At 45.7% G+C, this 24,366-nt stretch carries 19 protein-coding genes and 3 tRNA genes; 12 read left to right on the top strand and 10 right to left on the bottom strand.

What is annotated here, in order from left to right:
- Positions 1 to 34 precede the first annotated feature (34 nt).
- The 3 genes from ubiH (at position 35) to FTU40_RS01310 (ending at position 2,917) form a co-directional block, all read left to right on the top strand.
- Positions 35 to 1,243 (top strand): 2-octaprenyl-6-methoxyphenyl hydroxylase, encoded by a 1,209-nt coding sequence (ubiH, locus tag FTU40_RS01320; RefSeq protein WP_179999439.1) that lies wholly within the window; start codon positions 35 to 37, stop codon positions 1,241 to 1,243.
- Positions 1,240 to 2,487 carry an FAD-dependent monooxygenase gene (locus FTU40_RS01315; protein WP_180039473.1) on the top strand — a complete coding sequence of 416 codons (1,248 nt, stop codon included), beginning with the start codon at positions 1,240 to 1,242 and terminating at the stop codon, positions 2,485 to 2,487. Before ubiH ends, FTU40_RS01315 begins: the two co-directional genes overlap by 4 nt.
- A 175-nt stretch (positions 2,488 to 2,662) precedes the next feature.
- Positions 2,663 to 2,917 carry a hypothetical protein gene (locus tag FTU40_RS01310; protein ID WP_180039471.1) on the top strand — a complete coding sequence of 85 codons (255 nt, stop codon included), beginning with the start codon at positions 2,663 to 2,665 and terminating at the stop codon, positions 2,915 to 2,917.
- A gap of 87 nt (positions 2,918 to 3,004) precedes the next feature.
- Here FTU40_RS01310 and rsmI read toward each other — a convergent pair whose 3' ends face one another.
- Positions 3,005 to 3,847, bottom strand: a complete 843-nt coding sequence (rsmI, locus tag FTU40_RS01305; protein ID WP_005096362.1) for a 16S rRNA (cytidine(1402)-2'-O)-methyltransferase — start codon at positions 3,845 to 3,847, stop codon at positions 3,005 to 3,007.
- A gap of 10 nt (positions 3,848 to 3,857) precedes the next feature.
- Between rsmI and FTU40_RS01300 the strand changes: the two genes are divergently transcribed.
- The 4 genes from FTU40_RS01300 to FTU40_RS01285 all read left to right on the top strand — a co-directional run bounded on the left by FTU40_RS01300 (position 3,858) and on the right by FTU40_RS01285 (position 6,943).
- Entirely contained in the window at positions 3,858 to 4,817 is a 960-nt protein-coding gene (locus FTU40_RS01300) for a penicillin-binding protein activator (RefSeq protein WP_180039469.1), read from the top strand.
- A gap of 15 nt (positions 4,818 to 4,832) precedes the next feature.
- Positions 4,833 to 5,246, top strand: coding sequence for a YraN family protein (locus tag FTU40_RS01295; protein ID WP_005096365.1), 414 nt, complete (start codon positions 4,833 to 4,835; stop codon positions 5,244 to 5,246).
- A 133-nt stretch (positions 5,247 to 5,379) separates the two neighbouring features.
- Complete coding sequence (locus FTU40_RS01290) at positions 5,380 to 6,066, top strand: BON domain-containing protein (protein WP_005096366.1); 687 nt, start codon at positions 5,380 to 5,382, stop codon at positions 6,064 to 6,066.
- Complete coding sequence (locus tag FTU40_RS01285) at positions 6,056 to 6,943, top strand: alpha/beta hydrolase (protein WP_100328783.1); 888 nt, start codon at positions 6,056 to 6,058, stop codon at positions 6,941 to 6,943. Before FTU40_RS01290 ends, FTU40_RS01285 begins: the two co-directional genes overlap by 11 nt.
- A 103-nt stretch (positions 6,944 to 7,046) precedes the next feature.
- Here FTU40_RS01285 and nudC read toward each other — a convergent pair whose 3' ends face one another.
- The 3 genes from nudC to dnaQ form a co-directional block, all read right to left on the bottom strand.
- Entirely contained in the window at positions 7,047 to 7,823 is a 777-nt protein-coding gene (gene nudC, locus FTU40_RS01280) for an NAD(+) diphosphatase (RefSeq protein ID WP_180039467.1), read from the bottom strand.
- Positions 7,823 to 9,466, bottom strand: coding sequence for a hypothetical protein (locus FTU40_RS01275; protein WP_005096371.1), 1,644 nt, complete (start codon positions 9,464 to 9,466; stop codon positions 7,823 to 7,825). The genes nudC and FTU40_RS01275 overlap by 1 nt, the downstream gene beginning before the upstream one ends.
- Before the next feature lie 126 nt (positions 9,467 to 9,592).
- Positions 9,593 to 10,969: a DNA polymerase III subunit epsilon gene (gene dnaQ / locus FTU40_RS01270; RefSeq protein ID WP_100328781.1), complete on the bottom strand. Its 1,377-nt coding sequence runs from the start codon at positions 10,967 to 10,969 to the stop codon at positions 9,593 to 9,595.
- Positions 10,970 to 11,177: 208 nt separating this feature from the next.
- Here dnaQ and FTU40_RS01265 point away from each other — a divergent pair, with 208 nt between their 5' ends.
- The 5 genes from FTU40_RS01265 (at position 11,178) to FTU40_RS01245 (ending at position 19,709) form a co-directional block, all read left to right on the top strand.
- Positions 11,178 to 14,411: a LysM peptidoglycan-binding domain-containing protein gene (locus tag FTU40_RS01265; protein ID WP_180039465.1), complete on the top strand. Its 3,234-nt coding sequence runs from the start codon at positions 11,178 to 11,180 to the stop codon at positions 14,409 to 14,411.
- A 40-nt stretch (positions 14,412 to 14,451) separates the two neighbouring features.
- Positions 14,452 to 16,254: an extracellular solute-binding protein gene (locus FTU40_RS01260; protein WP_180039463.1), complete on the top strand. Its 1,803-nt coding sequence runs from the start codon at positions 14,452 to 14,454 to the stop codon at positions 16,252 to 16,254.
- A 24-nt stretch (positions 16,255 to 16,278) separates the two neighbouring features.
- Positions 16,279 to 17,325, top strand: coding sequence for an ABC transporter permease subunit (locus FTU40_RS01255; protein ID WP_005096376.1), 1,047 nt, complete (start codon positions 16,279 to 16,281; stop codon positions 17,323 to 17,325).
- The gene (locus tag FTU40_RS01250) at positions 17,325 to 18,335 is read left to right on the top strand and encodes an ABC transporter permease (protein WP_005171841.1); all 1,011 of its coding nucleotides are present in this window, start codon (positions 17,325 to 17,327) and stop codon (positions 18,333 to 18,335) included. The genes FTU40_RS01255 and FTU40_RS01250 overlap by 1 nt, the downstream gene beginning before the upstream one ends.
- 129 nt (positions 18,336 to 18,464) lie before the next feature.
- Entirely contained in the window at positions 18,465 to 19,709 is a 1,245-nt protein-coding gene (locus FTU40_RS01245) for an NADH:flavin oxidoreductase/NADH oxidase family protein (protein WP_180039461.1), read from the top strand.
- A gap of 63 nt (positions 19,710 to 19,772) precedes the next feature.
- On the opposite strand, the gene FTU40_RS01240 is transcribed toward FTU40_RS01245, so the two are convergent.
- The 6 genes from FTU40_RS01240 to FTU40_RS01215 all read right to left on the bottom strand — a co-directional run bounded on the left by FTU40_RS01240 (position 19,773) and on the right by FTU40_RS01215 (position 24,315).
- Complete coding sequence (locus tag FTU40_RS01240; protein ID WP_180039459.1) at positions 19,773 to 21,194, bottom strand: iron-containing redox enzyme family protein; 1,422 nt, start codon at positions 21,192 to 21,194, stop codon at positions 19,773 to 19,775.
- Positions 21,195 to 21,487: 293 nt separating this feature from the next.
- A tRNA-Glu gene (locus FTU40_RS01235) sits at positions 21,488 to 21,563 on the bottom strand.
- A 46-nt stretch (positions 21,564 to 21,609) separates the two neighbouring features.
- Positions 21,610 to 21,685 (bottom strand) — tRNA-Glu (locus FTU40_RS01230).
- A gap of 23 nt (positions 21,686 to 21,708) precedes the next feature.
- Positions 21,709 to 21,784: transfer RNA gene (locus tag FTU40_RS01225), tRNA-Glu, on the bottom strand.
- A gap of 173 nt (positions 21,785 to 21,957) precedes the next feature.
- Entirely contained in the window at positions 21,958 to 22,821 is an 864-nt protein-coding gene (locus FTU40_RS01220; RefSeq protein WP_180039457.1) for an alpha/beta fold hydrolase, read from the bottom strand.
- Positions 22,822 to 22,902: 81 nt separating this feature from the next.
- Complete coding sequence (locus FTU40_RS01215) at positions 22,903 to 24,315, bottom strand: amino acid permease (RefSeq protein ID WP_100357224.1); 1,413 nt, start codon at positions 24,313 to 24,315, stop codon at positions 22,903 to 22,905.
- Positions 24,316 to 24,366 lie beyond the last annotated feature (51 nt).

Genomic DNA, 24,366 nt, shown 5'->3' with positions numbered 1-24,366 from the left:
ATTGACTTAGATACGACATTGAAAGGATTACAGCATGCAACAAGAAGTCATCATTGTCGGTGGTGGTATGGTGGGCTTAAGCCTCGCACTGATGTTGGCGAAAACCAATATTGCAGTCAAACTTTTGGAAGCCATCAAATATCCAGATTATGATGATGAACATCTTGCCCCGTATCATTCCAGTTTTGATGCGCGTAACAGTGCCTTGTCGCGCCGTAGTGTACAGATCTATCAGGAACTCGGCCTTTGGGATGCACTACAGCAACATGCCACACCAATTCTGGAAGTCAATATTACCGAACAAGGCAGCTTTGGTAAGGCATGCCTAAAAGCAGAACAGGAAAAAGTCGAAAGTTTCGGTCAGGTGATTGAAAATGCCTGGCTCGGCCGTGTGCTGCTGACCCAAGTGAAACAACAGCCGCTGATTGAACTGATTGATGGTGTACAAGTCACATCGCTGACCCAAGATGCCGATTGTGCTTATATTCAGGCGCAGCGTGGTGAATCTGAGCTGACTTTACAATCTAAACTGGTCATTGCCGCAGACGGTCGTGATTCTTTCTGCCGTAAAGCATTGGGCATTGGTACTTCAGAACACGATTATAATCAGGTCGCGATCGTGACTACAGTACAAACCTCGAAGCCCCATGGTCATGTCGGTTTTGAGCGTTTCAGTCATTTAGGCCCTTTGGCGTTATTGCCATTGCCGGGTGAATATCGCCGTTCCGTTGTCTGGCCGGTAAAAAAAGGCACAGAAGGTGAATGGTTGGGCGATGAAAATGATCAGCATTTTCTTGATGCCTTGCAGGACACTTATGGTGATCGTGCCGGAAAATTCCAGAAAACCGGTCGCCGTTTTAGCTTCCCATTGTCTCAAGTCCTGGCAGAAAAACAGGCCGTTGGCCGTGTGGTATTGATGGGCAATGCTGCACATACCATCCATCCTGTCGCCGGACAGGGCTTTAACCTGTGTATGCGCGATGCTTATGTGCTTAATCGCTATTTGGCAGAGCAGCTTGAGCAGGGTGCTGATTTAGGTGATGCAGCCATGCTACAGGACTACGAAAAATCACGCCTGAAAGATCAGCAGCGGGTCATTAAATTCTGTGATTCAGTGGTACGCGGTTTTAGTAACCAGAATCCATTCCTCAAACTGATGCGTAACACAGGCTTAATCTGCTTTGAAAATATTCCAGGCATTAAACCTTTGGTTGCAAATTATGCCATGGGATTAAAAGCATGAGCTTAAATCAAAATAACGAAATCTTGGATGTGGTCATTATTGGCGGTGGACTGGTCGGTGGACTGACTGCACTTCTGCTGGCGCAAGGTGGTGTGCAGCCTACAGTTTTAGACGCTGCCCCAATTTTAGATGCAGATAAGGCATTAGGTGTGGCGAATCCACGTGTTTTGGCGCTGAGTCAGGCAACCATTCACCTATTAAAAATAGTCGGTGTATGGGAAAAACTGGCACGTCAGCAGCCTTATACCGGTATGCAGGTCTGGAATAAAAATGGCTATGGTGACATTAATTTCGGCCAGCCTTCAGAAAAAACACCCTCAGTAGAACAAGCCTTAGGTTCGATGGTGGAACCGAGTATCCTGAATCTGGCTATTCAGCAAAAGATGCTTGACGATGTACAGGATTACCGTACTCAGGTTAAAGTCAGCCGGGTAGAACGTGGAGTCGGTGTCTGGATCATTCATCTGGCCGATGGCACACAGCTTAAAACCAAACTGGTGATTGGTGCAGATGGTGCCAACTCCTTTGTCCGTGAGCAAGCTTTCATTGATATTGATGTGCTGGATTACCAACAGGCCGGGATCAGCTGTGCGATTCAAACTGCACAGCCCCATCAGCATATGGCGCGCCAGATTTTTCTGGAAACCGGCCCTCTGGCTTTTTTACCGATGGCCAGCTTAAAAAAAGAAGAGCAGGGACATTGGCAATCCATCGTCTGGACTTTGCCGGATGATTATGCTGAAGAATATGCCGGGTTGTCAGATGCTGACTTTACACAGCTATTGACCCGTGAAAGTCATCATATGCTCGGTAAGGTCGTACAAGCGACACCACGTGCGACTTTTCCATTAAAAGCACGTGCCGCCCAACACTATGTTCAAGATGGTCTGGCTTTGATTGGTGATGCTGCCCATGTGATTCATCCGCTGGCAGGTCAAGGGGTGAATATTGGCTGTCTGGATGCTGCCGTGCTCTGTGATGTATTGCTGCATGATCAGTCACGTGGTGTTTGGGCACATGAGCAAAGCCTGAAGCGTTATGAGCACCGCCGTAAAGGACAAAACGATGCCATGATGCACAGCATGTCTGCGATTGGCTGGATGGAAACGACTTCATTTTTCCCGATGGTTTGGGCACGTAATTTCGGTCTGAAACAGGTAGAAAATCAGCCAATGTTAAAAGATGCATTTATGGCACAGGCCAATGGTCTGAGTTTACTTAAAGACACACGCTATGCAGCTTAAGGGAGAAATGTAAATTTTTTAAACAAACATCCATAAAGAGTAACGATTTTGTTTAAAAAAAATACGATTTTTTAATATTTGGTACTAGGCGAATGCCACATAGATTGCTAAATTTCACTTAATTCGACACCTGGCTTTAAATACAAAGCGAGCGCTCATTTTGGGGGAGATGCAAATGACAGACATGAATGATTATGATGACGACGTTGAAGATTCAATCGTTGACGATGATGAAGCAAAAGCAGCTGAAAAAGGCGCAACAGAGAGTACAGAGGTCGTCAATGATACCGATCTTGCAGAAGCTGAAACTTTGACCGTGACTGCAAAGTTAAAGAAGCGTCAGGCACTTGAAGACGAAATTGCGGCTTTCCTCGCAAGTGGCGGCCGTATCGTTGAAGTACCGGCAGATGAGTCAGTAGCTAAAGAATAAGTCATTCCTTGACTTGGATTTATAAAAAAACACCACATCAGTTGTGGTGTTTTTTTGCAAAAATAAAAGTGATAGATAGCTAGAATATTAATCGTTGGCTGATGTCAGTTCTAAAGCACGTTGATAAGCCACTTTCTTTTTGATACCGGTTAAATCTGCTGCCAGTTGTGAAGCTGCTTTGACTGACAGATCCTGTAATAAGCGATTCAATAATTTATCCAGCTTTTCCTGATCCAGATCTTTTTCTTCGGTTGCTCCGCCAATCACCAGAACAATTTCACCTTTTTGCTGATTATGATCATTAGCAATGAATTCGACCAGTTCACCTAAAGTCATTTTCTTGATGGTTTCAAAAGTCTTGGTAATTTCACGCGCGAAGCCAACAGGACGGTCTGCTCCAAATATGCTCGCCATATCTTTAACGCATTCCAGAATCCGGTGCGGTGCTTCATAGAAAATTAAGGTCTGGGTTTCATCTTTGAGTTTTTCCAGATTCAGCAGGCGCTGACTTTGTCTGGATGGCAGAAAGCCTTCAAAACTGAAACGGTCACTCGGCAAGCCGACCGCACTTAAGGCCGCAATCGCAGCACAAGCACCGGGCACAGGAATAACACGGATATTATGCGCTTGAGCAGCCCGAACAAATTTAAAACCAGGATCGCTAATCAAGGGCGTGCCAGCATCACTGATCAGGGCCATATCTTCGCCATTGAGCAGACGCTGGATCAGCTGCTCAATTTTGTTGCTTTCATTATGTTCATGACATGCAGTCAAAGGTGTTTGAATATTAAAGTGTTTAAGCAACTGTGCCGAAGTTCGTGTATCCTCAGCAGCAATCAGACTCACCGACTTCAACACCTGAATTGCACGATAACTAATATCATCTAAGTGCCCGATTGGAGTCGCAACAACAAATAACTGAGCACTCATAGGTTTCTCCATGTGGAATAAATTGAATAATAAAAAATGGAAGATGAAAAATAAAATTTTGGGCTTGGGGTTACTGGCCTGCATCAGCAGCGTTCAAGCAGAAGTGTTGATCATTCTACCCGAATCCGGGCCTTTGGCGCGAGCTGCATCGAGTATCAAACAGGGTTTTCTCAGTGCCTATACCGCTTCAGGACACAAGATTCCGCTGAAATGGGTCAATACCAATCAGAAAAATATCTCCCAGCTACTTAAACAGCATGTCAATAAAAAGACCAGAATGGTGGTGGGGCCATTGGCACGTAGCGACGTGGAACAACTGCTGAACAGCAAACCCAAAGTACGTACCCTCAGCCTGAATGAAGTGGCTGATGTCTCTCCCAATGTCTGGCAGTTCAGTCTATCCAAGAAAGATGATGCCGCTGCCTTAAAAGCACTTTTATTCAAAGACGGGATTCGGCAACTGCTGATTTTACGCCAGCCGGGCAGTGAAGCGGAGCATGAACTGTTGTTGATGTCCTTGCTGAGCCAGAGTGATCTGAAATTTAAAATCGTAGATAAACCACCACGATTTTTAATGCCCAAGCAGGGATTATTGTTTCTGGGCAATGCAGAATGGATGGCTGTCATGCCTGAATTAAATCGTTCACGGATGTATACCGTAGCCAATGCCATGAGCGAACAGCACAAGCTGCCACAAGGGATCAAGTTTTGTGATGTTCCAGTGCTTTACTTAGCGGATTGGCCGGATGTGCTGCAAGCTTATGCCAAGGAACCGGTTAATCTGTCTTATCAGCGCCTGATTGCTTTTGGCGGCGATGCCTGGCATATCACCCAGCAGTATTTATCTCAACCGCGGCTGCAAGCGATTGAATTTCAGGGCAGAACCGGCCGGATTCAGATCACTGAACACGGTGTTCAGCGTACTCCGCAATGTTTTCAGTACAGTGGCACAGGTGTAAAGCTGCTCTAACAGGGAAAGAGAATAATGCGACAGCAATTAGGTACATGGGCAGAACAGCAAGCCGCCCAACTGATGCAGCAGCAGGGATTTCAATTGCTTACAGCTAACTATCACAGCCGTTATGGTGAACTGGATTTGATTCTGGTACGTGAACAGGAGCTGATCTTTGTTGAAGTCAAAGCTCGTGCACACACCGGATATGCGCAAGCGATCGAGTCGGTGTCGAAAGCAAAACAGGGCAAGATGCTCAAGACGGCAATGTGCTTTATTCAGAAAAATCCACAATTTGCACACTATTACTATCGTTTTGACGTGATTTGTTTTGATTTTAAACAGCAATTTGCAAAAACCCTACAGCATGACTTTTCGCAATACCCTTATGATCTGGAATGGATTGAAAATGCTTTTACTTTTGATCAAGAGTTTATTAATCTGTGAATAAAATAAGGTCTAAAGATGCTTATATTTGCCTCAAGATCATTGTAAAGTTCAAGCAGAGTTGCCATGATCTGAGCTTGAAGACAGATTATTAGATTGAAAAAGACGTAATAAAATGAAGGAGTCTTGCTGAGTGGTTAAGCGTATTGCAATAACAATGCTGTGTGTCGCAAGTTTATCAGGTTGTGCCAGTTTTATTTCTAGCGGCACAGGTACGGCTCCTGTAGGAACTGAGAGTGGGGCGCGTACCTTGGGGCAGGTGTTTATTGATTCCTCGATTGTCCGTACTGCAAAAATTAATCTTTATAAACTAGATTCGCGCTTCAAACAGGCCCGGGTCAATATTGAAAGTTTTCATGGCAATGTCTTGCTGACCGGTCAGGTGCCCGATGCACATCTCAAGCAGCTGGCAGAAGACAATGTCAAATCCATGAGCGATGTCAAAGCGGTACATAATTTTATTACTGTAGGCAACCAGATCAGCTATAGCACCATCATGCAGGATACTGCGGTCACAGCGAATACCCGTGGCCTGATCATGAAAGCCACTGTGGTTGCGGACAGTAAAGTACATGTGCATACTGAAGATGGCGTGCTGTATGTGATGGGACGTTTGAACAGCGCAGAAATTGCTGACCTGAATCAGGTATTGCAGCAAGTGGGCAATGTCACCAAAATTGTGACCCTGATTGATAATGTTGAACAGTCTTCAAATCTGAGCAGTCAGAACTTTGCAGCACCTGCTTATGCACAGCCCGGTATCGAACAGACGCCGGTTGCGATAGATCCTGATACGGTTGAACCAACCGATGCTCCATAAGGTCGGTCATTTTAAAAACCAATTGTCGAATCAGATTCTGGAAGTCCAGCAACGCTATAAAGCATTTAGACTCTATGATTTTGGCAGTTATGCGTTGAATCGTTTAACGCCTAAACAGGGTTACACGATCGAAACTCAGCTGGCTTATGGTCTAAAATCACGGCAACGCTTTGATCTGTTCCGTAGCCAGCAGCCTTTGCCCCATCGCCCCCTGATTGTTTTTGTACATGGCGGCGCGTGGTTGCATGGGGATAAAAAGGATTATCAGTTCATTGGTGAGGCCTTTGCCAAAGAAGGCTATGATGTGGTGGTGATGAATTATCATCTGGCACCACAACATATTTTCCCAGCCTATATTCATGATCTGCATTTATTATTGAACCACTTGCAGCAGTCTGCCGGCCGGTTAGATATCTGTGCTGAAAACCTGGTTTTGATGGGACATTCGGCTGGGGCATTCAATGTCATGTCTGCACTGTATCATCCGCAATCTGCCAGCATTGACCACAGTCTAATCCGTGCGATTATTGGTCTGGCGGGGCCTTATCATTTTGATTATAAAAATGATCCGATTTGTGCTGATGCTTTTGATCAGACGGTGCCATATCAGCAGGTCATGCCTTATTATTTTGTTAAAAATAGCCCAACCCGACATTATCTGTTTATTGCCGAAAAGGACAACATCGTTGGCCATTTTAATAGTCAGGATCTAGATCGGGTATTGCGAGAAAAGGGCAATCATAGCCATTTGATTCATATTCCGAAACTTGGCCATATTACGATCGTGGGTTCGCTCTCCAGTTTGTTCAGTCGCTATTTCCAGACCAAAGCGCAGGTGCTTTGGGCACTCGAGGATGCATTTAGATCTCGAGACTGATAGCGGGATTTAACCCAGTAGTAAGGCATAAAAAAGAATCCAAGAGATTATCTCCCTTGGATTCTTTTTTTATTGGTTCAGCCAAACTTGAGCTCAATAAGAGCTAGAGCCAGGTCTTGGTATCGTCTGCGACTGCCGTACCTTGAGTCACATGCATAATCATGGCATGGGCAATACTGCCCTTGAACGGAATTTCGGGCAGCTGATCGAATTTAAAGAATTGCGCATCGCTAATTTCTTCTTGCTGTAATTTGATTTCACCCGCGGCATATTCAGCCTTGAAGGCAATCATCAGATTGCTTGGAAACGGCCAGGGCTGGCTGGCCAGATACTGGATATTCTTGAGTTCTAAACCGACTTCTTCCAGCGTTTCACGACGTACTGCCTCTTCCAGCGTTTCGCCTACCTCAACAAAACCGGCAATCAGGCCATACATCTGGCTTTTGGTGTTGCGCGCGTTTTTGGCCAGCAAAATTTCGTCTTCGTTTTTGGTAATGACGGTAATGACACAAGGCTGAACCCGTGGATACTGACGATAGTTGCAGGATGGGCAGAGCATCGCATGTTCAAGCGGATGTGCTTCGGTGGCTGTACCGCAATGACTACAAAATTTGTGATTCCGGCGCCATTCTAAAAGCTGTACCGCACGGCTGGCCTGTTCGAATTGCTGGGTATTCCAGAACTGTAATAACTGGCGGATGGGTACCAGTTGCAAGCCTGCAGGAATCGGCTCATCGGGAAGCAGGTCACGGGCAATCACTTGATCACCCGTGTGGAGTAACAAATCACTTGCGAGGGCTTCAACCTGTGGAAGCTGAAAATGTTGATCGACCAGCAGTTGCTGCTGCTGAAAAATATAAGCAAGTGATAATTTGGACATTAGGCAACTATTTTGAGTTTTTCACTACTGTCCAATGCTACCTTAAACATAGCCTGTAAAACAGGCTGTTTGTTCTTTAAGTTATCAATCATCATGTCGGCACTCGCCAGAGTATCCAGAGCACGATGAATCTCTTCCGGCGTTAATGCCATTGATAGATCAATACGGTTCTTGATGAATGCTGCAGTGGTGGTGAATGCAGTACGAACATGTTCTGCATTCAGGAACAGCATCGCCCCGCCAATTTCACAGAATTGTACTGGCACAGGTTCGAGTGCAGCCAAGTCCTGATCTTGCAGATAGTTGCTCAGAATCTGGCTGGAAAGCTCGATCAGGGCCTTGGTTTCAGTGAGTAAAGCCGCATGTGCTTCATCCAGGCGGTCCAGAGAAATATTCATGTTGTTGACGCGCAGCTGCAAACGGCTCGAGGTGTGATGACGTTCCAGTACCCCAATCGAGTTCATGGCAGACAGGATCACATTCATCAACTGCTGGGCAAAACCCGGATCTTTCAGGATTTCAGTCTGGCTCAGTGAAGTAGCTTGACGGTTCAGGTCATGATAGGCTTCATTCAGGTTCAATACTTTGAAGATGTTGGCCAGATTATTGAGCTGTGCCTGCAATTCCTGAGTTTTTTCAGGACTCATGTTCTGATAGTTAAACTCGATGTCATTACGAATCTGCGCCATTTCTGTGGTCACCAGTTCGCTAATGGTATGCATGGTTTCAAAGTCTGGACCATACAGGTGGCGACTAAAGACCTGTAACTGCATATCGGTCAGCAGGTCTTCACCAATATTGAGCTGACTGCGGATATGTTGTGCAGTATCATCTTCCTGGCTAATACACAGACTCAGGACATTGGCCAGGTCTGCAAGTGAAGCCTTGAAGCTGTCCGGCGAGCCAAAATATTGTGCCATGTTGCGCTCGATACTCACCAGAGTGCGCAGACGTGGCTCATTAATCAGCAAGTGATCAATATTGCTGAATGCAACGAAAACCAGATTCCAGTACTGTTTGCTGGTGTGCGATTGAGCGAGCCCAGCCAGATAAGCCCCCACCAGTTTAATCGCCTGCAGATCCAGTTCACTTTCTTCCTGCTTAAGCAGCTTGTTCAGGGACAGCTTGTACAGGCGCTGAACATATTTGGATTTTTCCAGACCGGGTGCTTGTGGTAACTGAAAGTCAGGCGTGATCAGATCGAGCAGGGATTCAATATGCTGACCTTCACTGGTGAGCGGTTTACCCAGCGCAATTTCCAGACGGTTCAGGGTGTCGAGCAGGAACTGTGGAATTTTTACTTCACGCAGGCAGATAAATTCGATATAGCGTTTCAGCATGGTGGTGCCTTCACTCAGGGCAATGACGTCCTGCGTATTTACCTGTGCCGGGTTCCCCATAATCTTGCGCATCAGTTCTGCTGAATAATGAGCGACTTTTGCCAGGCTGGACATGTCGATGAGTGCCAGAACCTGGGCGCATTGTTCGAACTGATTTAATGCATCATCAATGCCAAAAGGTAAAGTCTGATCTTCTACCAAGGTGCTTACTGCTGATTCGACTAACTTGATCGAGTTATCAACCTCATTTTTTATTATCAGTAAGGCTGTTGGATCAAAATGTATAGAGGTTTGGTAAGACATGGATCTGCACCTTTCCTGAAGTATTATCTATATATGAGCCCCGCTTAAAGCTGCGGAACCTCTTTGTATTTACTATAACTGAAGAACTGTAGTTTTTAACCTAAAGCATGCTCGGAAATGTAGATTTTATTTCGAGAAAAGGCAAGCAGTTCCATGTTTTTCTTCGAATTGTTTGATCCATTTCTCATGTTCCTGCAATTCTTGTTCTGAGGGGAGAATCACCGGCAGTTCAATTTCAACTCTGGCCATGCCTGAACGGTTGTTCTGATCGTCAGAATGAGACAAAGCATCGATATCAAAAGATACCTGTCCACCGGTCATCGCCAGATAAACATCAGACAGGATTTCCGCATCGAGCAAGGCACCGTGGAACGTACGGTCACGCTTTGGAATCTCGTAGCGGCGCACTAAGGCATCCAGCGAGTTTTTCTGCCCCGGATGCTTGGACTTGGCCATTGCCAGGGTATCGGTTACTTCACAAACTTCGGACAGGGCTTTAAAACCTGCCCGTTTGAATTCCATATCCAGGAAGTTCATATCGAAGCTGGCGTTATGCGCGATAATTTCGGCACCGTGCAAATAGTCAAACAATACTTGAGAGATTTCCTCAAATAACGGTTTGTCTTGCAGGAACTCATCGGTAATGCCGTGGACATTGACCGAGTCGCCGACCGGTGTTTTCGGATTGATATAGATATGAATCGAGCTGCCGGTCAGTTTGCGGTTGATCATTTCCAGCGCGCCAACTTCAATAATCCGGTCACCATCCTGATAATAAAAACCGGTGGTTTCGGTATCCAGAATTAATTGTCGCGGGCCATGCAATTGTAAGGTTGCGGGGGTAATCACAATCTGGGGATGTAGTTGCGAACTATTGGCAACGGTTGCATCCACCTCTTGAAGCGCTGGATCACTTTGCTCGGTGTCGGCAACTTCATTCAATTCAATGATTTCTTCTTCCTGCATATCGTCCAGCTCTTCTTCGCTCTCGGCCAGATCCAGACCAAAAGGATCATCTAGCAGCCAGTCGGGTTCAGATTTTTTTTTATCTTCAGATATTGAAGGGCTTTGCTTGGATTTTTTCAGGGTTTCATCGGCGCCCTGATTGGCCAGCTGATCGGCCATTTCATTGCCGGCATGCCCGGCGTGACCCTTGATCCAGTGCCACTCAATCTCTCGTCCCTGACAGACTGCATCCAGTTTTTGCCACAGGTCAGGGTTTTTGACGTCTTTCCAGTTTTTCTTTTTCCAGCCGTGAATCCATTCGGTAATGCCTTGTTTGACATAATTGGAATCGGTATAGATCACCAGCTTATCCTGTTTGTCACAGAACAGAATGCCTTCGATGGCAGCCGTCAGTTCCATGCGGTTATTGGTGGTATGGTCTTCACCGCCACAGATTTTGTGTTCTTGCTGGCCGTTAATAATGTACGCACCCCAACCGCCTAAACCCGGGTTGCCGCGACAAGCGCCATCAACATAAAGTGTGATAGTGTGTGACATAAATTAAAATCCGATCAAAAGAGAACACGCTGGAAGGCTTATTGTATAGCGCAAATGCAGTCGATCAATCTCTATGTCCCGGATTTTTTAATTTCTTGTAACATTTAACGTGAAATCACGGTAAATTATTGCCTTGTGTCTGCAACATGCTTCACTACAATGGCAGATCTAAAAAATAAATTTATATACGAGTTGTTTGGATTTCTTTATGTATAAACCAACCGCAATCTTGTGGCAGCCGACATTACCAACATTTTTAAAATCTTCTGTACTGGGAACTGCACTTGCTTCTCTGGGATTGACGGGCTGTTCATCTACGCAAAGTACATCCCAAACAGCAGCAAGCAAGCAAGTTGGATCACAATATCTGGATGCAAGCGGTCTGGATGGACTGGAAGATCTGCTTTCTGCAACCGATATGCGTGCAGTTGAAGGCGACCGTTTACTGGTTCTGAAACATGGTGATGTCTGGAAACGCATGACTGTGGGTTTCAAGATGGATTTAAGTGTCTGGAATCCGCGGATTGATGCGCAGCGCGGCTGGTTTATTTCACGTCAGCCTTATCTGGATCGTTTAAGTGCGCGTGCCTCACGTTATTTATATTACACGGTAAAAGAAGCAGAACGCCGTGGTATGCCGACCGAGCTGGCGCTATTACCGATTATTGAAAGTTCCTATGACCCGGCAGCGACCAGTAGTGCGGCAGCGGCAGGTTTATGGCAGTTTATTCCAAGCACAGGCCGTATTTATGGTTTAAAGCAGACCCCTTTATACGACGGTCGTCGTGATGTGGTGGAATCGACTCGTGCAGCCTATGAGTTTTTAGGCAGTTTATATAACCAGTTTGGTTCTTGGGAGCTGGCGCTGGCGTCTTATAATGCTGGCCCGGGACGTATTCAGCAGGCGATTAACCGCAATAAGGCAGCAGGTCTGCCGACCGACTATTGGTCACTCAAATTGCCACAAGAAACCATGAGCTATGTGCCACGTTTCCTGGCAGTTGCACAAATTATTAAAACTCCAGGTCAGTATGGGGTGAGCCTGCCACCAATTGCCAACCGTCCGCATTTCCGTGAAGTGCCTGTAGGCGTGGCCAATTTAAATGAAATTGCAGCCATCACCGGTTTGAGCCGTGCGGAGCTGTATCAATTGAACCCGGGGCATCGTGGTGATCATATTGACCCTACCAGTCCGCGTCGTATTTTGATTCCTGCTGACCTCAGTCCTTCAGTTGATGAAAAGCTGAAAAAACTATCTGGTTCCGGCGGATTATCTGCGAGTAGTGCCAGCAATCTGCCGAAAAACACCACCCCAGTGGTGCCGACCAAAGCTGCGCCTCCCGTATTAAATGCGAAAACGATTACACCGGCAAAACAGACTCCACCCGTTCTTGCCAGTACTCGGCCTGCAACGACTGCACCTGTGGTGACAACGGCAAATACAGTGGCACAGACCACGAAAAAGATTTCAACGCCTAGAGGCTCATCTGCCTTGGCCAGTTTTGCTGCCCAAAGTGATTTGCCGATTCCAAGTGCGCCACGTATTCCGGTCGCAGTGACACCGGCAGCGCCAGCGAAACAGATTCAGGTCGAACCACCGATTTCTGCAGCCGAGCGTCAGCAAGTTCAGCAGGTCGTCACCGCGCAGGAAACTGACAAAACTGTGGATGACGTTCTGCAGCCTGTTGCAACACCGGCAGAGCAGGCTCAGGTAGTTGAAGAGCTGAAAGCATTGGCGCCGGCAGGCACAGAAATTGTCGATCCTTATGATGGTAAAATCAAGCTGACGGCTATTCAAACCAGCCTGTCTGTGGCTGAGCAGCAAGGCAAGGAACTTACCAAAGGCTTCTCTTATCCGAAAGAAGTTGCTGACAATACCACAGCGACTTCGGTCGAAGCCCAGTTGAACCAGGGTAAAAATTACGTCAAGACTGATTCTGAAGTGGTGGTGGTTGCACCAAAGGGCAAGCGTAGTACCTATAAGGTTTTACCGGGGGATAATCTGGCACTGATTGCAGCAAAAAATGGGGTGAACTGGCGTGATGTAGCGAAATGGAACCAGATCGATCCAAACTCTACGCTATATGTAGGCACCACGATTTATTTGTATGATGCCAAGCCGGTGCAGGAACAAACCAAAGCCAAAGAAAAGCCGGAATCTTATGTGGTTCAGGCCAATGATTCTCTAACCAGTGTGGCAAGCCAGTTTGGTTTAAGTCTCAAACAGCTGGCTGATTTTAATGGTTTAAGTACCAACAGTGGTTTATTTGTCGGTCAGAAGCTGTCGCTGAAAGAAACGGCTGCAGCTAAAGCCAAAGTAGAAGATGCTAAAAAAGCTGAAGCTGCCAAAGTTCAAACCAAATCCTATACCGTCAAGCGCGGTGAATATCTGAAACTGATTGCCGATCGTTATGGACTGTCAAATGCTGAACTGGCGTCATTCACCTCAGGTTTAACTGCGGGTAGCAGTTTGATGGTGGGACAGAAAATCAATGTGCCACTTCAGGAAGTTGAAGCACTGACCGCATCGACCCAAAAGACTGAACAGACATTTGAAAATGTTAAAGTTGATCAGACAGCAACTGAAAATTATCAGGTCAAACGCGGTGAAACCCTGTATAGCATTGCCAGTCAAAGCAAGCTCAGTGTGTCTGAGCTGGCAGCTTTAAATGGTTTTGCGGCCAATAGCGGTTTACGTATAGGCCAGACCATCAAGATTCCAGCCGGCAGTCAGGTGCCTGAAACTTATACAGTTCAATCGGGTGATACCTTGACCGGCATTGCCGCAAAATACAATCTGTCGATGGATCAGGTGGCGAGTCTGAATGGTATTTCTCGTCATGCCGGCCTGCGCGTCGGTCAGCGTTTAAAGCTGACGGGTGAGGCAGCTGAACCCGTGCGTGAGTCTGTGGCTGAAACGGTGTCGAAACATGTGAAATCCGATTCGCATGTGGTGAAATCCGGGGAAACCTTAAGCTCTATTGCGCGTCAGTATCATCTTCAGGTCAAGTATCTGGCCGATTTAAATGGCCTGAATGCCAATGGCAACGTCCGTATTGGTCAGCGTTTAAAAATTGTGGGTGATGTTCCGACGGATAAAAAAGCAGAAGACGTGAAAGTGGCAGCTAAGCCTGTGTCTTCTAGAGCAACTGAATCTTATACCGTCAAGTCAGGCGAATCCCTGAATGCGATTTCCAGCCGTTTAGGAATTACGGTCACCGAACTGGCCGAGTTAAATAATCTCAGTCCACGTGCCGGATTGCGTGTCAGTCAAACCATCCAGATTCCAAAACTGGTGACTGATTATAAAGTCAAACGCGGCGATACCTTGATCGGTCTGGCCTCACGTTACGGCATGAACAGCAATCAACTGGCGGAAATGAATGATCTCAAACCGAATACACAATTACGTATTGGGGATGTGATTAAAGTGCCAAACTAATTCATTCATCGTGAGATTTTTTAGTTTATTTGTTTTAAGCATGGTTGTCCCGCTGGTAATGAATACCAGTTGGGCAGCCCTGATCACCACACCTTATATTGCGCTACATAGCCCACCGAAATATAGCCATCTGCAATCCTTACCTTATGCCAATTCGCAAGCCCCCAAAGGTGGTGCACTGATTTTGGCGGCCGATGGCAGCTTTGATAATTTAAATAGCATGAATGGCAAAGGCAATGTCACTGAAGGGATCAACTATATTTTTGACAGTTTGCTGTCGAAATCACTGGATGAGCCCGGGGTGTATTATCCCTTGCTGGCGGAAAAAGTCAGTTTTGACCCCAAGAAAACCACCTTTATCATTTTCCATTTAAATCCGAAAGCGCGCTTTAGCAATGGTCAGCCCGTAACTGCGGAAGATGTCAAATATAGCTTTGAGCTTTATCAGACCCAGTCTAATTTCGGTCTGCAAATGTATCTGGCAGATTTAAACAAGCTGGAAGTGCTGTCACCTTTAAAAATCAAAATGCATTTTAAATCCGGGCATAATCCGGAAATGGCCATGATTGTCGCGCAGATGCCCATTTATTCTAAACGGCAATGGCAAGGGCGTGATTTTAAAGACCTGACGCTGAAACCGATTCTGGGTTCAGGGCCCTATGTGATTGAACGCATAGATCCCGGCCGCAGTATTTCGTATCAGCGCAATCCTCAATACTGGGGAAAAGATCTATTGGTGAATCGCGGTCGTTATAATTTTGACCGGATCCAGTATCGTTATTATCGTAGTCCGGAAATCAAGTTCGAAGCCTTTAAATCGGGCCAATTTACTTTGCATGAGGAAAAACAGGTCAATCGCTGGATCAGGGATTATCAATTTCCTGCGGTTCGGCAAGGACAAGTCAAACGTTATCGTTTTCGGCATCAAAATCCGGTCCCGACCCAGAGTCTGGTCTTTAATACCCGGCGTCAGCCCTTTGCCGATATTCGCTTCCGTCAGGCCTTAAGTTTCGCTTACGATTTTGAATGGCTGAATAAAGCCATGTTCTATGGTGAATATCAACGTCTGAACAGCTTTTTTTCCAATAGCGAGCTGGCTTCTCGTGGACGGCCGAGTGCCCAAGAGCTGCAAATTTTAAAGCCTCATTTGCAGAAGCTTCATCCGGTTCAGCGTCAGGCTGTACTTCAGGACTGGCAATATCCTCAATCCGATGCCTCAGGGTTTAACCGGCAGAATTTATTAAAAGCCCGTCAATTGCTGTTAAAAGCCGGTTATCGTTATCAACAGGGGCAGTTGGTCAATGCTTCCGGTCAAGCGGTCAAGATTGAATTTTTGCTGCATCAGGTGGAACAGCAGCGTCATCTGATGCCTTATTTACGTCATTTAAAACGTTTGGGGATTCAGGCGAATATTCGTATGGTCGAAACCGCGCAGTATTATGAACGGCTACGAAATTACCAGTTTGATATGATTGTCGACAGCATGCCACAGTCCCTGACACCGGGGCAGGAACAAAAACAGTTCTGGAGCAGTCAGGCTGCCAAGCAGGTCGGTAACTATAATTATGCCGGTATTCAGAATCCTGCTATTGATGCGGTGATTAAGCAAGTAATTCAGGCGCAGAACCGGGAGCAGGTGATTGACAGTACCCGAGCTTTAGACCGTTTGCTGCGGGCAGGTTATTATCATATTCCGACTTATGGTACGGGTGAATACTGGTATGCTTACTGGAACATGTATCAGCAGCCCAAGCTTAAACCTAAGCTCTCCGCGGGCATTGACTACTGGTGGGTCGATGCGGCAAAGGCTCAACGTGTGGCCAATTATTTCAAACAGCATTAAGCTCCAAGCCTATCAGGGAGTGCCATGAGCACTTATATACTCAAGCGTCTGTTGCTAATGATTCCAACCTTGCTGATCATTTTGCTGATTAACTTTATGGTGATCCAGCTGGCACCGGGTGGGCCGGTGGAACAAGCGATTTATCAGGCACAACAGGTCAATGGCTTGACACATACCGGATTACAGTATCAGGGGCAGCAAGGCCTCACCCCTGAGATGATCGAGCAGATCAATATTCAATATGGTTTTGATCAGCCTGCCCATATCCGCTTTTGGGACATGTTAAGGCGCTATGCCCAGTTTGATCTGGGCACTAGTTTTTTTAAAGACAAGGCTGTGACTGATCTGATCTGGGAAAAACTACCGGTATCGCTGTCTTTAGGTCTGTGGAGTACCTTAATCATCTATCTGGTGTCTATCCCTTTAGGCATCGGCAAAGCCAGAAAACATGGCAGTGTTTTTGATCAGATCACCTCTTTAATGCTGGCTGTGGGCTATGCCATTCCAGCCTTTATTTTTGCGATTTTACTGATTGTATTTTTTGCCGGTGGATCTTTTCTGCAATGGTTTCCCTTACAGGGACTCAGCTCTGAAAATTTTGCCGAACTCTCATTTTTCGGGAAAATTCAGGATTATTTCTGGCATATGGCATTGCCATTGTTGGCCATGGTGCTGGGTGGATTTGCCAGTTTGACTTATCTGGTGAAATTTTCTTTTGTGGAAGAGCTGAGTAAGCAATATGTTCTGGCTGCGCGGGCCAAAGGTTTAAATGAAAATGCAGTGCTATATCGGCATGTGTTCCGAAATGCGATGTTAGTGTTGATCGCAGGTTTGCCAGAAGTATTAATTGGGGTGTTTTTCGTCGGCAACCTGTTTATTGAGATTATATTTAATCTCGATGGTTTAGGTGTTTTGGGTTTTGAGGCGATCATCCAGCGCGACTATCCGGTGATTTTCGGTACTCTGTTTATCTTTACTTTGCTTGGTCTGATATTGCGATTATTAAGCGATTTGCTGTATCAACTGATCGACCCACGGATTCATTTCAGTTCACGTCGGGGATCCTCCTAATGTCGTCCTTGATGCAATTAGGCTGGCAACGCTTTAAGCAGCACAAGCTGGGATTTGGCTGTTTTATTATGTTTGGCCTTATTTTTATCATGTCCTTGGGCGCAGAACTGATTGCCAATGATAAGCCCTTGCTGGTGAAATATGATCATGCAGTGTATTTACCTATCTTAAAATCTTATCCGGAAACCGTTTTTGGTGGGGTATTTGAAACCGAAGCCGAGTATAAAGATCCTGCCGTTCAACAGTTGATTGCAGAAAAAGGCTGGGCGATCTGGCCAATTATTCCATTTTCATATCAAAGCCCGAATCTGGAACTGGCTGTTCCGGTGCCTTCGCCACCAAGTACACAAAACTGGCTCGGAACAGATGATCAGGGTCGTGATGTGCTGGCGCGGATTCTGTATGGCTTGAGGGTTTCACTCTTATTTGGTTTTGCACTGACTTTATTGTCGGCGGCGATTGGAGTTTTGCTGGGGGCTGTGCAGGGCTATTATGGCGGCTGGATCGACCTGATCGGGCAACGCCTGCTTGAAGTCTGGAGCAGTTTGCCGATGCTATTTATGGTCATGGTGCTGGTCAGTCTGTTTAGTCCCAATATTTACTGGCTATTTCTGATCATGCTGTTGTTTGGCTGGACCACTCTGGTGGGCATGGTACGGGCTGAATTTCTGCGTGCACGCAATCTGGAATACGTCTGGGCGGCACGAAGTATGGGTGCAGGAGATGGGCGAATCATGTTCAGGCATATATTGCCGAATGTCATCGGTTCAAGTCTGTCACAACTTCCCTTTATGCTGACTGCCAATATTACCGCACTGACGGCTCTGGATTTTTTAGGCTATGGGCTACCACCGGAAACAGCCTCTTTAGGAGAGCTGTTGCTGCAAGCCAAAAATAATTTAAATGCGCCGTGGCTGGCTTTATCAGGTTTTTTTAGTCTGGCCATTGTGCTGAGTTTGCTGATGTATATTGGCGAAGCAGTACGTGATGCTTTTGATCCAAGACAATAAATCACGGAACTTTTTAATCATCGTAAAAATAAGCAGATGAAAATTGTGTAAATTTGACAAGTTGAATTGTCAATTATCCTGACTTGCGTTATAAACGAGTACAAAATAAAAGTAATATCAGGACAGATCATGACCCAATTGGCCGATTCCATTCAAATTCGTCATACCAATTTCAAAAACCGTATTATTAAAGGCGCTATGAGTGAGGCGCTGGCCAATGATGCCGGCCAGCCCAATCAGGCACATTTCAAGTTGTATGAAGCCTGGGCCAAAGGTGGACTGGGCTGTGCCATTACCGGCAATGTCATGGTGGACTTTCGTGCCAAGAATGAGCCGGGCGTGGTGGTGGTAGAAACCGAGCGTGATCTGGAGCAGCTTAAAGTCTGGGCGGAAGTGGGCAAGCAGCAGGGTATGGTACAACTGGTGCAGTTGTCACATCCGGGTCGTCAGTGTCCCAAAGGCTTAAATAAAGAAACAGTTGCGCCGTCGGCCGTGCCTTTTAGTCCGGCATTGGCCGTCAGCTTCGGCACACCGCGTGCGCTGACTGAAACTGAAATTCTGGAGATTATCCAGCGCTTTGCCACTTCAGCGCAAATTTGTGAAAAGGCCGGTTTTGAAGGCGTCCAGTTGCATGGGGCACATGGTTATCTGATTAGCCAGTTTCTGTCACCGCTGACCAATAAGCGTCAGGATCAATGGGGTGGCAGTATTGAAAACCGTACCCGTTTTCTGCTGGAAACCTATCAGGCTGTCCGTGCTGCAAGCTCAGAAAATTTCATTATTTCAGTCAAACTGAATTCCGCTGACTTTCAGCGCGGTGGTATGAGTGAAGAAGATGTGATCTATGTCTTTAAGGCGATGGATGCAGCCGGGATTGATATCATTGAAGTATCCGGCGGTAGTTATGAAGCGCCTGCCATGGCTGGTGTAAAAGAAGACAAACACAAAGCTTCAACCATTGCCCGTGAAGCCTATTTCCTCGATTTTGCCGAAAAGATCCGTCAGGAAGTCAATTGCCATATCATGGTGACTGGTGGCTTTAGAACCGTCGACGGCATGAATGCTGCACTCGACAGTGGTGCATGTGATTTTGTTGGCATCGCCCGACCTTTTGCGGTAGAGCCGGATCTGGGTGATCGTTTGATTGCAGGGCAAGATGTACGTTATGCGGTTGAGAAAATTAAAACCGGTATTCCGCTGGTTGACAAAATGGCGATTATGGAAATTATCTGGTATGCCGCGCAGTTTAAGGAAATTGCCAAAGGTAAACAGCCGAATCCAAAACTGTCACCGTTAAAAGTCTTTTTGAACTACCTTAAAGGCAATGTTAAAGCCGTAATTAAAGGGCAGTTGAATTCGCGTAAATCGGCTTAAATTTATCATCTAAGTATAAAAAACCGGGCAATTAGAATGCCCGGTTTTTTATTCATCACATAGTTAAGAATAATGCATCGCCTGGGTCTGGAAAGGAAATAATAACTGTCCCAGTTGACGAGTGGCCCATAAACCCACTTCAGTATGATGCATATGCGGTGAAGTATAGGGAATCAGCAAGTCAATTTTCTGTTCCGCACCTTCACAGCGCATAAAGCGATTTTTTAACTGATTTAAACGTTGTTGATCCATACGGCTTAAGGCAGGTTCAACTTTCGCCTGAGACGGCGCTGCGCTGCGTGAAGACAGCCGAGTCGCTAAAGTTGCCCCCTGAATCCAGTCTTTAATGATCTGTTTTTCAGTCGCATTAAACACACCAAACATTTTACCTTCAGGATGATCAATCATTTTCCAGAAACGGCTCTGTTCAACAGGAGCATCTTTAATAATCCAGCCTTTCTCAATCAGCACGTTCAGGAACTTGAAAATTTGTACCGGATCTGATAACCAGTCATTGATAGTCTTGCCACTAAACTGACATTTCTGATTATGAATATATTGGCCAATCAGTGCCTTGTTCTGGAATACTTTTAAGGCCATGCGCTCAATATCCAGCTCTTTCACAATCTGGGAAGAACTTTTACCGATGTCATTGAGCAGATAGCCTTGCTTGATCAAATCAAGATAAGTCTCCGGATCTTCCGCATTCTCATAATGCTGGATAAAGGCTTGCAGGGATTTTTGTGCATGGCCATTGTGGGCATTATCAATCGTAATATGCACATTGAAATAATGGGGATCAATCCCGAGTTCAGCCAATTCGTAATTGGTAATGAGTAGATGCAGCGGCAACTGTTCATAGCCGAGATTAAAACCAATCACCAGAGGCAAGTATTTGGCCGGCGCATAAGCCAGTGCTAACTGTACCGCGGCCTGCTCATAATAACTGGCATCCAGTTGTTCGGCATAACTGTTCAGCTCATAGTGACTTAACAGGTGCTGATACATGGTGACATGATTGGCACGTGGATGTCCCAGACCCAGTTCTTCCAGATAGATATAGATCAAATCTTTCAGCTCGGGTTGATTGCAGTTATGTACGGTGGAATATAACCAAGAACCATCGACCAGTTTAACCGGTGCAACCTTGGACAGAAATTCGAAAGCATGTGAAACCGTTGGGAAATACTCCCGGGCCTGATGTTGTTTACGCCGTCCCAGATAAGCCTGAAACTTGGCACAAATTTGATGATGTTGTTCTAAAAGATGCTGTTCAACTTGTCCCGGCTGATCCAGCCATCCGAGTGGATCTATATTCAGGTTTTTAATCAGATCACTCAAATAAGATTCAGCCTGTTCGGTTTTGGTATTCGTCGAGATTTCAGTATCTTGAAAAAAGTCGACCCAATCCTTAAAGCTTTTAAATTGATAATTATGATTATTATTTGGCGATAAAGGCAAACTTAACTCTGTGCTGACGAACATAATCTGATCCTTGCAGATATCTCTTCAGTTACCTTAACGTGCGACTTGACGTCTAGATGTTGAATTTTTGTTCTAATTTATTGGTGTATTGCTTTAAATGAAAATGAACGGATATTTATATGAATAGAAATGTTAAAAGAATGCAAATTGTAAAATATGAATTACATGGCAGCCTATGCAACTAATAGCATATTTTAATGAGTGGTAAAAAATTATATTTAAATATTCAGAATGCAAAAAAGCCCGAATCGCAATGCTCGGGCTTCTTTGTTGAGATGTTGCCATCTCGAATATGGCGTCCCTACGGGGATTCGAACCCCGGTTACCGCCGTGAAAGGGCGATGTCCTAGGCCTCTAGACGATAGGGACAGTACAGAAGATAAATTTTAAAACCTTTACTTTTAGCTTGAAGTAATGGCGTCCCTACGGGGATTCGAACCCCGGTTACCGCCGTGAAAGGGCGATGTCCTAGGCCTCTAGACGATAGGGACTTAATAAAATGTACTTCTGAAAATGGCGTCCCTACGGGGATTCGAACCCCGGTTACCGCCGTGAAAGGGCGATGTCCTAGGCCTCTAGACGATAGGGACGTTTCAGAGGTGGGCGTATAATAGGGTGAAAATAGGGGGGTGTCAAACGCATTTCTATAAAAATTTTTATTTTCTGGATTGAGTGCGTAAATTTAAAACAATATTGTTGAAATAATGGAAAATGATTTAAATTAAGCTGAATTTTTAAGCAATTCCAGCATGGCAGCTAACACTTAGGGATGCTGTAAATAGCCCGCAATATAATGTGGACGTTGTACAAAGGTACGAATTTCCTGATTGATAATGGCAGGCTGAAAATTAAATGAAGCTGCTGAGAGTGGAAATGCGGTGAGAAAATCATCATGTGAATAGAAATTTATCCAATCGCCTGAAATTGCAGCAGGTCTTATCATCGGTTGCGGAAGATGCGCCTGAATGACACGAAATTCCAGCGGTGATCCGAGGGTAATAAAACGCTGGATATTCAGTTCTGGATGTTGAAGCAAATAGTTATAGGCGATCACGCTACCCAGCGAATGTGCCACCAGAATCTGTGGTTTGCTGCTATGCAGTTGATGATGAATGCGCCGATGAACTTCCTGCATAAAAGTCGGATTGGCCAAATAAAGATAGGTTTCCAGCAGGAACTTATGCAAAAAACTGGCGTGTAAACTGGGGAAATAATTAATGAGTACCGCAAAATCCCGCAAGGCAATATCTTTGCTTAATGCTGTAATAAAATTCAGCTTTTGATCAAAGTTGAATGTCTTATCTGGATTTAACTGGGGCACATCACAAACTTGATATTTGCACTGATTGGTTGGTGGTACGGCTTGCCGCTGTGCCGGATGTAGAAAAGGGAAATGCGGCCATTGCTGCGGCATTAAGGTGCTGGCATTGAGTAGATTATGCAAATGATGTCGAGAGAGTAAATCACCATAAAAAGGGATACGGATATGCCGTTTTAAATAGCTAAAACGGGCTTGCTGTTGCGGGTTATTTCTGAGGCCTCTTTTGAGAAGATGCAGCCAATGTTGGCGTAATGAAGGCGCCGTATACTGTTGCTTGTTCATGCCGTGAATAAACACAATTTTCATCGACGCACCATTGAAGCTGCCCAATATACAATCAGTATAGACAAAAAAGAGCGACCGAAGTCGCTCTTTTAAAGCTGATGCTTAAGACTTGTTATGGTAGAACGCATAATAACTGGCATAGCAGGCTGCAATAAACAGCAGACAGCCAAAGAAGCTGATGCGCATTGATGGATCAAAGACCATACTGACACAGGTAATAAAACAGAACACGAAGCCTAAAATCGGCACAATCGGAAACAATGGTGCTGCAAAGCCCAGTTCTTTGACCGTGCGACCCTGTTTATACCACTGCCGGCGGAAGTTGAACTGACTTAAACAAATACTCATCCAGACCACCACCATGGTAAACGCCGCAATGCCCAGTAGGTTGGTAAAGATGGTTTCTGGCGCAAATTGTTCAGACAGCAGGCCTGGCAATGCACCGAGCATGGTCACCATGACTGCAATATACGGTACACCGCGAGCATTGAGTCTTGAGAATACGGCAGGTAACTGTTTGCTGTAGGACAATGACCACATCATACGAGAAGCGGCAAATAAGCCCGAGTTGGCAGCAGAAAGTAACGCAGTGATAATCACAAAGCGGATGATGTCTTCAGCATAAGGAATACCGATGTGCTGGAATACCGTTACGAATGGACTGCTACTGACACCTTCAGCTGCCAAGCCAGCTTCCTGATGCGGGAGTAAGGCCGTCACCACGATAATCGTCCCCACAAAGAAAATTAATAAGCGGAAAATCGCAGTATTAATGGCTTTAGGGACATTTTTCGCAGGATCTTCAGTTTCACCCGCCGCAACACCAATCAGCTCTGTACCCGAAAAGGCAAAGTTCACGATCAGCATGGTCGCAAAAATCGGGAATAGACCTTCAGGGAACCAGCCCTGGGCAGTCAGATTGGTGAATAGAGGTGCAGCTTCGTAGCCCTGATAGCCCAAAACACCAAAGATGGCCAGTAAGCCCAAAACAATAAAAGCAACAACAGTGACTACTTTCACCAGTGCCAACCAGAATTCGGATTCGGCAAACCATTTGGTCGAAATCATATTTAAGCTAAATACAAAGACACCAAAAATAATGGTCCATAACCACATGGAAATATCCGGGAACCATTCCTGCATCAGCAAGGCGGCTGCAGTAAATTCGGTTCCCAGAGTGACAGACCAGGTCAGCCAGTATAACCAGGTGATGGTATAGCCTGTACCCGGTCCAATATAACGTTTGGCATAAGCACCAAATGAACCGGATTCTGGCATATGAACGGCAAGTTCGCCCAGACAGAGCATAACCATGTAAGCGATGATGCCGCCCAGGAGATAAGCAATAATGGCACCTACAGGCCCCGTTTGTGCAATGACTTCACCCGACCCTAAAAATAGGCCTGTTCCGATTGCGCCACCAAGCGAAATCATGACCAGATGTCGAGTACTCATAGCGCGTTTTAAAGGCGCAGAATTGCCCTGATGCGTAGCATCATTCGGAGATGAGTGCATAGGAGTTGAAAAAAATCAGAAGAATGAAGCGAGTTATTGTAGTGAAAAACT

The sequence above is a fragment of the Acinetobacter sp. YH12100 genome, from assembly GCF_013419135.1.
Taxonomy (GTDB): domain Bacteria; phylum Pseudomonadota; class Gammaproteobacteria; order Pseudomonadales; family Moraxellaceae; genus Acinetobacter; species Acinetobacter pseudolwoffii.
The sequence above is the reverse complement of the archived record's forward strand: the minus strand, read 5'-3'. Positions and strand labels throughout refer to the sequence as shown.